The sequence below is a fragment of the Bradyrhizobium sp. F1.4.3 genome (assembly GCF_040548375.1).
Taxonomy (GTDB): Bacteria; Pseudomonadota; Alphaproteobacteria; order Rhizobiales; family Xanthobacteraceae; genus Bradyrhizobium.
Window position 1 is genome coordinate 115125 of sequence record NZ_JBEPRN010000007.1, and the last position, 13514, is coordinate 128638.

The 13514-nt window shown below is 63.5% G+C and carries 4 protein-coding genes; 1 reads left to right on the plus strand and 3 read right to left on the minus strand.

What is annotated here, in order from left to right; translation table 11 throughout:
* Window positions 1-88: 88 nt before the first annotated feature.
* On the minus strand, window positions 89-1747 hold the full coding sequence (locus ABIB73_RS20390) for an ABC transporter substrate-binding protein (protein WP_354226696.1): 1659 nt from the start codon (window positions 1745-1747) through the stop codon (window positions 89-91).
* A 212-nt stretch (window positions 1748-1959) separates the two neighbouring features.
* On the opposite strand from ABIB73_RS20390, the gene ABIB73_RS20395 reads away from it, so the two are divergent.
* Window positions 1960-3555, plus strand: a complete 1596-nt coding sequence (locus ABIB73_RS20395; RefSeq protein ID WP_354226697.1) for an ABC transporter substrate-binding protein — start codon at window positions 1960-1962, stop codon at window positions 3553-3555.
* A gap of 247 nt (window positions 3556-3802) precedes the next feature.
* Here the strand turns inward: ABIB73_RS20395 and ABIB73_RS20400 are convergent, their stop codons facing one another.
* On the minus strand, window positions 3803-6034 hold the full coding sequence (locus tag ABIB73_RS20400) for a CHASE2 domain-containing protein (protein ID WP_354226699.1): 2232 nt from the start codon (window positions 6032-6034) through the stop codon (window positions 3803-3805).
* 143 nt (window positions 6035-6177) lie between these two features.
* Window positions 6178-13380, minus strand: a complete 7203-nt coding sequence (locus ABIB73_RS20405) for a VCBS domain-containing protein (protein ID WP_354226701.1) — start codon at window positions 13378-13380, stop codon at window positions 6178-6180.
* Window positions 13381-13514: the final 134 nt, after the last annotated feature.

The window sequence follows — 13514 nt, forward strand, 5'->3', positions numbered from 1 at the left end:
CCCGCGGAGAGAACCCCTCACCCGGCTTCGCTTCGCGAAGCCACCCTCTCCCGCAAGGGGAGAGGGTGCACTGTGCGTGTGGCGCGAACTACGGCGTCATCGAGATCGGCGAGAAGTCGATGAACCAGCTCTTCGGCTGGATCACACCGGTCACTTTCGGGCTCATGGCGCGCGGGCCGACGTCGTGGGCGACGTAGAGGAAGGCTGCGTCGTCGACGGAGGCCGCGTGCAGTTCGGCGAGCGCGGCGTCACGCGCGGCAGGATCGAAGGTCTGCCGCGCCTTCTTCACCAGCTCGTCGAACTTGGGATTGTTGATGAAGCCCCAATTGTTCGAGACCGGCGGGGCCATGCTCGATTGCAGGAAGCGCACCAGCGCGAAGAACGGGTCCATCGCCGCATAGGTGACGTTGGTCGCGTTCGAGCCGTTGGCCGAGGGATCCTTGGCGCCGCGGCGCCAGTTGGTGAACAGTGTATTCCATTCGATGACGTCGAGCTGCACGTCGAAATAGCATTCGGCGAGCGCCTGCTGGAGATATTCGTTCATCGGCAGCGGTTGCATCTGGCCCGAGCCGGAGGCCGAGGTCTGGATCTTCACCGTCAGCTTCTTGTTCGGACCAAAACCTGCCTCCTGCATCAGCTTCTGCGCGGCCGGCTTGTCATACTTGATCTCGAAGGTCGGCTTGCCGCGCCAGGGGTGGCCGGGCTCGAAGGTGCCGGTCGCAGGCACCATCAGGCCGGCGAGCAGGCCGTCCTTGAGGCCATCGCGATCGACGCAGAGGTTTGCGGCCTTGCGCACGCGGATGTCGTTCCAGGGCGAGCCCTCGACGCGCGAGAACTGCCACGGCCAGACGTGCGGCTGCTCGTTGGCGTAGAGCTTGAAGCCGCGCTGCTTGAGCTCGGGGAGTGCGTCCGGCGCCGGCGCCTCGACCCAATCGACCTGTCCGGAGAGCAGCGCCGCAGTGCGCGCGTTCGCCTCCGGCATCGGCAGCAGCACCATCTTGTCGGCCTTGGGCACGCGCGCCTTGTCCCAATAGTTCGCGTTCTTGACCAGCTCGAGCCGCTCGCGCGGCGTGAAGCTCGCCATCTTCCACGGGCCGGTGCCCGAGGCATCCTTGGCGAACGCGGTCCAGGCGGCCTGCGATTTCGCCTTGGCGTCGGCACCTTCCGCCTTGTCATAGAAGGCCTGCCACTTCGCCGGGCTCGCCATGAAGAGGTTGGTGAGGTTGATCGGCAGGAAGCTGTCGGGCTCCTTGGTGGTGAGCTCGACCGTCATGTCGTCGATCTTCTTTGCAGAAGCGAGCGTCGGCATGCGCGATGCCGTGACGCCGACCTGGCTCGGATCGAATTGCGGCGCGTCCTGCTTCAGGACCTTCTCGACATTCCACACCACAGCATCGGCGTTGAACGGCGAACCGTCATGGAAGGTGACGCCGGGGCGCAGCTTGAAGGTCCACTTGGTCTTGTCGGAATCGTCGACCTTCCACTCGGTGGCCAGGCCGGGGATCACCACGCTGGCCTTGTCGGCGGAGGACAGATCCCAGCCGGTGAGCGCGTCATACATGGTGACGCCGGTGAAGCGGTTGCCTTCAAAACCCTGGTCGGGCTGCCCCAGCGTGCGCGGAATATCGGCAGCGGTCATGCCGATGCGCAGCACGGTCTCGGCGCTGGCGGCACGCGGCCACGCGGCCGCAGTCGTCAGGGCGAGCGCCGCAATCAGCGCCGCGCGTGTGGTTGTCTTGATAAGCATTACCTCAGTCCTTTTCCGGCTTTCGATGATTAATTTTGATGCAAACGTATGCAATGCCTATGCCAATGGGGAAACTTATTCTGCGAATTGCCCCTGCGACGACAAGTCCTTGTGATCAAGTAGCAGCAAAGGCGCCTTGCTGCCTATTCTGGCATCAAGATTGCAAGTTTGGCCTCGAATTCTCCCTTCAGTTTTCCTTGGAGCTTTGGGCCATGCGTATCCGATTATCGACCTGTCTCGCCGTGCTTGCGCTGGCGTTGTCCGCAATCTCGGCGCGCGCCGAAACGGTGGTGCGCTACGGCATCTCGATGGCGGATATTCCGCTGACGACCGGCCAGCCCGATCGCGGCGCCGGCGCCTATCAGTTCACGGCCTACACGATCTACGATCCCCTCGTCGCCTGGGAGATGGACGTCGCCGATCGCCCCGGCAAGCTGGTGCCGGGCCTCGCCACCGAATGGAAGGTCGACGACACCGACAAGACCAAATGGCGCTTCACGTTGCGCAAGGGGGTGAAGTTTCACGACGGCAGCGAGTTCAACGCCGACGCGGTGATCTGGAATCTCGACAAGGTGCTCAACGACAAGGCGCCGCAATTCGACAAGCGGCAGAGCGCGCAGGTGAAGACGCGGCTGCCTTCGGTCGCGAGCTACGCCAAGATCGACGACTCCACCATCGAGATCACGACCAAGACGGTCGACTCCTTCTTCCCCTATCAAATGCTGTGGTTCCTGGTGTCGAGCCCGGCGCAATACGAGAAGCTCGGCAAGGATTGGGACAAGTTCGCAAGCCAGCCCTCCGGCACCGGCCCGTTCAAGCTGACCAAGCTCGTGCCGCGCGAGCTCGCCGAGCTCACGAAGAACCCGGACTACTGGAACAAGAAGCGCATTCCCAAGGTCGACAAGATCGTGCTGGTGCCGATGCCGGAAGCGCTGACGCGCACCAACGCGCTGCTCGCGGGGCAAGTCGACCTGATCGAGACGCCGGCGCCGGACGCCGTGCCGCAGCTGAAAGCCGCCGGCATGAAGATCGTCGACAACGTCACGCCGCATGTCTGGAATTATCATCTGAGCGTGCTGCCGGGCTCGCCCTGGACCGATATCCGCCTGCGCAAGGCGCTGAACCTTGCGATCGATCGCGAGGCGGTGGTGGGCCTGATGAATGGCCTTGCAAAACCCGCCAAGGGCCAGGTCGATCCGTCGAGCCCATGGTTCGGCAAGCCGACCTTTGAGCTGAAATATGATCTCGCCGCGGCCAAGAAGCTGGTCGAAGAGGCCGGTTACTCCAGGGCGAAGCCGTTGAAGGCCACCTTCATCATCGCGCAGGGCGGCACCGGCCAGATGCTGTCGCTGCCGATGAACGAGTTCCTGCAGCAAAGCTTCAAGGAGATCGGCATCGACATCGACTTCAAGGTGGTCGAGCTCGAGACGCTTTATACCCATTGGCGCAAGGGCGCGGCCGACGAGATGAACGCCGGCATCACTGCCAACAACATCGCCTATGTGACGTCAGACCCGCTCTACGCCATCGTCCGCTTCTTCGCCTCCGACCAGATCGCGCCGGTCGGCGTCAACTGGGGCGGTTACAAGAACCCGAAGGTCGACGCGCTGATCAACGAGGCCAAGCAGACTTTTGACACCGCCAAGCAGGACGAGCTGATCGCGCAGGCGCACGCCCTGATCGTCGACGACGCCGCGCTGGTCTGGGTCGTCCACGACACCAACCCGCATGCGCTGTCGCCGAAGATCAAGCAGTTCGTCCAGGCGCAGCACTGGTTCCAGGATCTGACGACGATCGGGGTGGAGTGAGGGCAGTCTGCCGCGGCAAACACCGCCGTCGTCCCGGGGCGCGAAGCGAGCCCGGGACCCATAGCCACAGGGAGGTGTTTGGCGCAGACTCGTGGCTACCAATCTCGCACCACAACTTCTCCCTGGGGCTATGGGTCCCGGATCTGCGCTCGCTCCGGGGCAGCGCTGAGCGCTGCCCTGCGCTCGCTTGTCCGGGACGACAGCGAGTGTATGGCTGCAGTGCGGCTCACATGTGCAGCGCAATCACCTACTTCGTCAGCAGCGCATACGCCCCGGTCCATCCCTCTGCCGGCGGATTGACCTGGCAATCCTTGATGCGCGCCTCGTAAAGTTTGAACAGCTTTTCCAGCGTGTCGGCATCCTCGCTCCTGCGGCCGCGCTCGATGGCATCCAGCGCGCCCTGCCAGTCGCGATTGCGGTAGCAGCCGAGCATTTCGATGGTGACGTTGCGCAGGCGCTGGAAGGCGCCAGAATGCATCACGTCCTCGCGGCCGGCAATCGCGTAGATCACCTCCGGCTCGCTCTTGCCCTTGACCATGATGAAGTCGAGCTCGAGGATCGCGAACTTGTCCTTGGCGGCGAGCGCCGTCCTGGAGCCGACGATGATCGGAAAGCCGTACTCTTTGGTCTGACCTTCCAGGCGCGACGCGAGGTTCACGCTGTCGCCGAGCACCGAATAGTTCTTTTTCAGATCGGAGCCCATGTTGCCGACCACGCCGATGCCGGTGTTGAGACCTATACCGACTTTGAGCGGAATGTAGATGTGGCCGCCGTCGGCGGCCTCCTGCTGGCGGTCCTTGTTGACTACGTCGATCTTTTCGAGCATCTGGATCGCGGCCTCGCAGGCGTTGATTTCGTGTGCCTTGTCGTCGAGCGGTGCGTTCCAGAACGCCATGATGGCGTCGCCCATGTACTTATCGACATAGCCCTTCTCTTCCATGATCACGTCGGTGAGCGGCGTCAGGAAGCGGTTCATCAGCGCTATCAGGCCTTGCGGGTCGTGCTTGTAACTTTCCGAGATCGTAGTGAAACCGCGCACGTCGGAGAACATGATCGTCATCTCGCGCTCCTCGCCGCCGAGCACGACCTTTTCCGGCGACTGCGCCATCTGCTCGACCAAAACGGGTGACATATACTGCGCGAATATTCCGCGGATCTCCTTCCGCTGCCGCTGCTCGCGCACGAAGCTCGCGAAGATGAACGACAGATAGATCGCGGTCGTCGACAACAGCGGATAGGTGAAGTCGATGAGGTAGCGGTACCGGGCATAGAAGAACCAGGACGTTCCGATCAGGACCGCGGCGAACATCGCGCCCGCGAGCACCAGCCGCACCGGCCCGAGATTCGGCGTGAAGATGATGACCAGCACGCCAATGACGAGCGCGGCGAGCAATTCGACGCCGAGCGCATAGTTCGGCTGGGAGATGACCGCGCCGCTCAGCACGCTTTCGAGCACCTGGGCGTGGATCTCGACGCCCGGCATGGTCGACGACACCGGCGTGGTCTTGATGTCGTTCAACCCGACCGCAGAGGTGCCGATCAGCACCAGCTTGCCGGCGATCTTGCCCGGCGGCGCGGTGTTGTCGAGCACGTCGGCCGCCGAGACGTAGATCGAGGGATCCTGGCGGGCATAGTGCACCCAGAGCTGACCGTTCTTGTCGGTCGGGATCTCGACGCCCTTGAGGCGGACGGCCCGCACGCCGGTCTTGTCGGTCCGGACCAACAGCGTCGGCGTGCCGGTGACGACGCGCAGGATCTCGAGGCTGAGCGAGGGCACGATGTTACCCTGGGCGAGCATGATCATCGGCACGCGCCGGATCAGGCCGTCACGCTCGGTCCTGATGGTGAACAGGCCGCGGCCGGCGGCGACCTTCTCGATGATGGGCACGTTGCGCAACAGCCCTGGGAATTCGAACAGGAAGCGTTCGGCATTCTCCTCGCCGACCGTCGCCACGCCGGTGAAGGGAAGCGACTTGTCGACCTCGGACCCGACCGCCGGCTGCCCGGTCTCGCCCAACACCACGCGCGATCGCTTGATCGCCTCCGACAGGATCTGGTCGTTGCTCGGCAGTTCGCGCAGCCTGGCGCGGGTGGCGTCGTCCAGATCGCGCATCTGGCCCGCGACCAGATCCGGGTTGAGCCGGTCGGCTTCCGAAAACACCACGTCGAAGCCGATCGCCACCGCTCCGTTATGGGTGAGGTTGAGGATCAGGTCGGCGATCTGCGTGCGCGGCCACGGCCACTGGCCGAGCCTGGCGAGGCTCTTGTCGTCGATGTCGACGATGGTGACGGGCCGCACCGCCTTGTGGCGCGGGTCGATCAACTGGAACATGTCGAAGGTCCGCAGCCGCAACTCCTGGACCGGCGGCGGATCCCAGACGCGGATCCCGGCGAAGGCGATCAGCAGCACGAGGCACATCAGCCGCGCAAAGCCGGACTTCCGCGCAAACCACCGCCACAGGATCTTGAGACGTTTCATCCGGATCGAACTTCCTGCCCTGCATCACGCCGTGCGCACCGATCATGGAGCGTCTCCGCGCGATTGGCTATTCCCTGGCTGCGAAGGATGCAGGAATTTCTGCCGCGGTCAAAACAGTTGGCGGCAAGCTTCAACGCTACCTATTACGTGATGCCAGCGTGGCTCGTAATGATGAAGTCGTTGGCGTGAAGATTTCCAACAGTCACGTTCTTGAGCAGGATCGACTCGTGTTCCCACGTGATCAGTGTGCCGTCAGCCTGTTGGCTGAGCAATAGGTCATTGATGGAGCTGACATCGGAGAACTGCCGCAGGTCGATCTTGTCGAGGCCCGTGTCGAAGTCGTTGACGGTATGCTGGGCATCGCCTCCTGACGGATTTGGCGCGAACACGAATTGGTCCTTGCCCCCGCCGCCGATCAGCGTGTCGCCGGTGGACGTCGCAAAAATGACGTCCTTGCCGTTCGTGCCTTCCAGGGTAATGCCCCGACCAGGGTCGCCGGCCTTGTTGAAGATGAAATGAACCGTATCATAACGACCTTCGGAATCGGTGACGGTCAGGCTGATCTGCTCGGTAGCCGGCGGATTCGGACCCGGTTCATAAGTACCGCCGTTCTGGAAGATGGGGTTGATTGCGCTGAGCGAGCCCGATGCAAAACCCGGCGTGACATAGGTGCCCGAGTGCCCCGTCACAGCGGTGACCGTGAAGGTGTCCGTCGCGGCACCGGGATCCGTATCGGTAACGGTCAGGTTGGTGAGGGTGTCGCTGTTGTCCTGGTAATTGTACGTGATCTGAAAACTATCGGTGTCAATGACCGGCCCACCGACGGGCGCCGTCACTTCCGTGCTGATGGTGGCGACCTTGTCCGACACCGCCGTGCCGACGGTGCTCATGCCCGTAATGTCGATCGTCGCGGTCGACGAGGAGTGCGTGATCGCACCGGTATAAGTATTGTCGAGAGCGTGAACGCCGAGCGGGTCCGGCGTACCCGTAAAGCCGTCGGCCGGCACGAAACGGATCAGCGTGTCGGTGCCCAGCACCAGCGCCTGCGTGTCGCTGACCGATCCGATATCGACCCACTGATGGGTGCCGGCGACTTCGTATTGCCAGACACCTTCGGTGGCCGTGGCAGCGTCCGACGTCACCGCGATGGCCTTGAAGCTCGCGCCATCGTCGACGTCGTGGAACTTGCCCGTAAAGAGATCGCTGACGGTGTCGCCGCCCGGATTGCCGTTGTTCCCGGCGACAGAGGCCAGCATCGCATTGTCGAGCGTCGGCGCGTCGTTGGCGCCGGTGATGGCGACGGTGACCTGTGCCGTGTCGGTCTTGTGGCCGTCATCGAGCGTGATGGTGGAGACCACCATCGCGGTCTGGTTCTCGCCGAGGAAGTCCAGCGCGCTGTCGGCGATCGAATAGCTCCAGCTGACCGTGCCGTTGTTCTTGCCGGTCTGCTGCAGCGACAGCGCGTTTTCCAGCGCGATGATCTCCTCCGGCGTCAGCGTCAGAGCCGTGGTGCCATCGAGCCCGGTCACCGAGTAGCCGGTGACCTTCGCGGTCGGCAGGTCGGTCAGGTCGATGTCCTTGAAGTCGATCGAGCCGGTCGCGGCCGGCGACGGGTCGGGCGTGGTGTCGTTGGTCTTGTCCGCGAGCTCGTAGACGCTCGCGGTCAGCGACGCCCCGTCCGTGACGAACTTTGGCGCGTCGTCGGCGGCATTAAGCGTGATCAGCGTGTGGCCGGTACCGTCGTCGCTGCCAGCGAAATTCGCGTCGCGGTAATCGCCGACCAGGGTCAGGCTGATGTGGTGACCGTCAGCGTCGGTGACCGTCAGCACGCCGCCGGTGTGCTGGGCGTTGCTGACATAGACCGCGCTGGTGCCGAGCCCGTATTCGATGCTCGACAGGTCGATCTTGTCGGTCGCCGCCAGCCCCGCAATCGAGCCGCCGAAGCTCGACGTATCGATCTGGAGCTCGGCATAGTCGCCCGAGAAGGTGATCGTCTGCGACACCGTGGCGCTGACCTCGAGCGTCGCGTGGGCATCGATCGTGACCGAACCTGCGCCGGACAGCGAGCCAAACAGCTTCAAGGTCCCGTCATTGACCTCGATGGTGCCGGTATTGGTGATGGTGCCCGAGATCGAGGCCGTGCCCCAGCTATAGATCTCGTTGGAATTGCTGATGCTCAGCCCGGTCCCGGAGATCGAGCCGCCGTGCAGATCGATGACGCCATCGTTGTCGATCGTGGACAGCGCGCCGAACACGCTGGTCCCGGAAACCGTCCAGGTGCCACTGCTCTCGTTGTTGAACGTGGCGCTTGCGACCGAGATATTGCCGTTGATGTCGCCGGTGTTGTTGATCGTGATGGTGCCGCCGGTCTCGAAGATCGCATAGGTCGTCGAGACGACGGTGCCGGCATCGTCGGGACCGATGGTGCCGAAATTGTCGATCAGCGCGGAGCCATGCGTGTTCTCATGGATGGAGATCGCCGCATGACCGTCGGCACCGACCACCGATCCGGTATTGGTGACGTGCGTCGAGCCGGTCGCGCCGGTGCTGTCCTGGTCGACGCTGATGCCGAACGCGGTCGTGCCGGTGACGTGCCCGTTGTTCGTGATGGTGACGTCGCCGTCACCGTTGGCAAGGACGTCGAGACCGACCGCGCCGGTCGCGGCGCCGCCGATGGTTGCCGTGATGTCGCCCGCCCCGGTTGCGCCGTCGTGCAGAACAATACCGTCGCCGGCAAGCCCGATGACGTCGCCGACCGTCGTCAGCGAGACATCGCCGATGCCATTCTGGGTGACGACGATGCCGTTGTCCGCGCCTGTCAGCGCGCCGGTCGGCGTCAGCACGATGTCGCCGCGGCTATAGCTCGTACCGCCCGATGCGGTGAAGTCGAGCGCGTCGCCCTTGGACGCCGTGATGTCAGCGTCGCCCGTGACTTTGAAGGTACCGGCGGCCGTCGCCCGCCCCGTGATGGTGCCGGTAAAGCTCTGGCCCGCGACGTTGTCGAGCTTGAGCGTATCGGTGCCGCCTGCGAAGGTGACGGTCTGTGCGTCCGCACCACCAAGTTCCAGCGTCGCGTTGTTCTCGATGATCAGCGTGCCGATGCCACTGAGGCCACCGGAGAGGTTCAGCGTGCCGGCCTGCACCTCGATGGTGCCGGTATTGGCGACAGCAGCCGTGATACCGTTGCTGCCCGAGACGCCATAGAGGTGGCCGGCGTTGTTCAATTGACCATCGTTGAGCGAAACGTCCGTCAGATAGAGTTTCGAGGTGGCGTCAACCGTAACCGTGCCGCCGTCGTTGGTGACGGTCAGCGTCGTGAGCTTCAGGATGCCGCCGCCGATCGCCTGGATATCCGCGGTGTTGACGATCAGCTCACCGGAAATATCGAGCTCGCCGCCGTTCGCCTGGATCAAGTGGCTGTTGGTAAGCGTATGGAGCACGGCGGGATCAATCGTCAGCTTGCCGCTGGTGACCGTGATCGTGCCGGTGTTGGTGATGTCGGCCTCGGTGATCGCGCTCGTGCCGGTCGATTCCAGCGTGCCGGCAATCGTCAGTGAGCCGCCGTCGATGGTCGCGCCGGACAGATCCAGCGTCGAGCCGGACTCGATAGACACCCCGCCGCCGGTGTTGGTCACCTTGGTCGAGATCAGCTTCAGCGTGCCGTCGTTGATGGCGGCCAGCGTACCGGTGTTGGTGACGGCCTCGCCATTGATATCGAGCTCGGCGTTATTGGCCCGGATCGTGCCGCCGTCATTCGTGATCGAAGTCGCGGTGGTCGTCGCCACCAGCGCCAGCAGGCCACCGAGAGTCGACTCGAGCAGATAGCTGTTAGAGATGTTGGCGTCGGTGACCGTGGTCGTGCCGGACGAAGCGAGCGTACCGGCAATGGTGAGCACGCCGCCGGTCAGGCTGGCACCGGCCAGCGTCAGTTTCTTGCTCACGTCGACCTTGACGGTGCCGCCGTTGGTGATGCTGCCAGCCGACACCGTCGCGTCGTCGAGCGTCAGGACGACGCCGGCATCAACCGTGACGGCGCCCTTGCTCAGCGTCGCATTGCCGTCGAGCCGGCTGTCGCCGGTGACGTGGACAGTTCCGCCCAGCAGGCCGTTGTAATTGTTGATGGCACCGCCGATGATCTCGGTGCCGGACAACGTTAGCGTTTTGCCGTCGTCGACCTGGATGATGTGACCGGTGTTGGCGAGGACGTCGTTGAGCAGTGTCGCAGCGCCGGCGATCTCCAGCGTGCCGGTATTGGTGATCGCACCCTTGGCAGATGCGGAGGCGCCCTGGATCTTGGCGCCGGCCTCGAGCTTGACGGTGTTGTCGAGCGCGATGCTGGAATTGTCCGTGATCGTCGAGCCCGACACAGTGATGCCGTCCAGCGTCAGCTTGGCATCGGCGAGGACGGCGCTCGTGCTCAGTGTCGCGCCGCCGTCGATCTTGCTAGCGCCGGTGACATCGATGGTGCCGCTGCCCTTGACCGCACCGCCGCTGATCGTGGCGCCGTTCACGGTCAGCTTGCCGCCGGCATCGACCGTGATATTGCCGTCGTTGGCAACGGTCGAGCCCTGGTCGATGGTCAGCCAGCCATTTGCCAGAACCTTGATCGTCCCGCTGGACGTGTTGGAGGCGGTCTCGTGGGCGAACTCCACCGTGCCATTGACGTTGATCGCGCCGGAATTGTTGAGCGTGCCGTTCTCGATCAGGCTTGTGCCGTCGAGCTCCAGCGTGCCCGCGATCGTGACCGTGCCGCCATCGACCGTCGCGGCGTTGACGATCAGCGTCGTGCCGACATCGGCCTTCAGCGTACCACCGGCATTGTGGATCTCGGCCAGCGTCTTCAGCGTGCCGCCGGACAATTCGATGGTGCCGGAATTGGTGATCGTGGTTCCGCTGGCCAAATCGCCACCGCCAGCGAGCGTCAGATAGCCGGCATTGGTGAACACGGCCGTGTCGAGGATCTCGGCCTTGCCTCCAACGGACATCGTGCCGGTCGCGGCGTTGGTGAAGATCGAATCGGCGCTCATATTGAGCGCGCCCGCGATCGTCAGGGAGCTCTGGTTGATCACTTTCGGCGGCGGCCCGCCGAAATCGTTCATCGTGATCGACTTGGCGTAGGCCGCCGCGTCGATCGTCACCGGATAGGACGGCGTCAGGCCATGCAACTGATCGGTGATGACGATGACGTCGTCGCTGATGGTCGGGACGGTGCCGGTTTCCCAGTTCGCCGCGTCCTTCCAGAAGCCGCCGGACGGAGCGCCGGCCTTGTTCGTCGCAATCCACACCACGGCGGCAGCGTCGGTGCCCGTGATCGTGACGGTGATGGTCTGCTGCGAGGTCGCGCCTTGCGAGTCCGTGACCGTCACGGTGTAGACCAGCGTCAGCACTTCGTCCTTGGGGATGAAGTCGGCGAGATAGACGGGCAGATCGGCCAGTGACCAGTTGATGGTGCCGGTGCCACTTCCGGTGCTGTCGGAGCCGTTCGCGATCGCAACCGACATCGCGCTCTGGAACAACGCAAGCGGGCCCGGCGGTACGGTGCCGTCCGGCAGGCTCGCGCTGGTCAGCTTCACGGACACCGTGTGCGTATCGGTGAGGTCGACATCCTTGAAGGTCAGCGCCCCCGAGGTCGGGACATCGCTGGCGAGCGGCCCGCCCGGCACGCTGGTGCCGCCTTCGAACGTGATGGTCGGCACGCTCGAGGTGATCACCGGCTTGTCGTTGGTGCCGGTGACGGTGACGGTGACGTCTTTCGTGGCGATTCCGATATCGTCCACGAAGTTGTTGTTGAGGACGATGGTGTATTTCAACGTCAACGTCTCGCCCGCGGCGAGGAAATCGAAGGCGTTATCCGGAACGCTGAAGATCCAGGTCGCAAAACCGTTGCTGTCGTTGTTGGGCCCGGGAACGACGGTGATCTTGACCTCGGTGGCCAGGACATCCTGCTTCTGGAGAGCCGAGAGGCCTGCCGTGACGTCGTGCTGGGCCGAGTCCTTGTAGACGTAACTCCCGTCGGTGAGCACCACCGTCACGGTCGGCCGGTCGCCGCGATTGAGGTCGATAAAGCTGGCCTTGGCGATGACGACATCGGCCGTCGTCACGCCGGTCTGGCCCGCGACCTCGGTCAGGTTGAACGCAAGCTTCACGTTGTTGTCGAGATCGAGGCTTTGCACAAAGAGCGAGAGCGCCGCTGGAATACGACTCGCCGCGGTCGTGTGATCGATGGGGCCCTGCGTCGTACCGATCTGCTGAGTGAGATTGACGAATTGCGGGATCGCGACGTAGCCGGCCGCCGTCTTGATCACGAGGCCATCGCTGGTCTGCGTGATCGAATCGGTGAAGTTCGTGGTCAGCTTGGTGTTGGTGTTGTTGTCCGTGAACTTCAGCGTGAACACGTCCGTGATCAGCTTCTGCACGTCCGGCGACACCAGCGCATTGCTGATCGAGACGTTGCCGCCGCTGATCTGGATCATCTGGCCGGCCTGGTTGACCGTCGCGATCGGCAGCAGCGTGAGCTTGTCGAACAGGATGTAGGAGCCGGTGGTGCCATTCGGCTCGACCAACACCTGGAAGCTTGCCTGCGGCTGCGGATCGCCGCCACTGGGCGGAACGACGAAATTGATCTGGGTCAGCACGGCCGTGCCACGGATGCCCATGGTGGCGACCGGCGTGTCGATCTTCATGTCACCGTGCTTGGCGGTCTCGCCGGCGACGAAGGTGATTGTGCCCGCGACCAGGCTGAGCAGCGAGGAATTGTTCGACCCGTTGGGGTCGTAGACCATCTCGTTCAGCACCATCCGCGCGTTGGAGGACAGGCCGAACACGGTGCCGTCGATGAAGGTAATGCCGAGCGTCGAGTCGCCGCCGGTCGAAACCACGTCGCCCTTCTCGACATTGTCGCCGTTGTTCAGGACGATCGAGACGCCGTTGCGGACCGTGCTCGCACTGCCGACAAGCTTGGTGACGTGGCCGATGACCTGCGCCGCGGCAGCGCCGGGCGCGGCCTGCGCGTATTCGACGTGCCCCGTGAGCGCGTTGACGACATCGCCGGTCAGGTGGGCGCCGTCGGGCGAGGCGATCGCCGCGCGCTTGTCGCCCCTGAAATAATCGTGAACGACGAACTCATGACCGTCGTGGGACAGCACGAGGTCGCCACCTGCACGCTTGAACTCGCCGTTGAAGATCAGGTTGGGGTCGGGAACAACGAACGCGCCCTCGGGCAGATGACCGTGCGCCTTTGCGATAAAGGGCTTGGCGGTGAAGGAATCGACATGGACATCGCCGGGCGAGTGGAAGCCCTGGCCGTCCAAGGAGAGCGCGGCGTCAAATTTGCCAGCGTAATTCAACCGGGCACCGTAAAAGGGTTAATATTTAAATAAGTATCGAGCGCCTAAGCTTGCATATCATTAGCAAGTCCTTAGTGAAACCATCTATTGCTTGTGATTTCGCGTCACTAGGGCATCGGCGCCAGTGCCGGTCG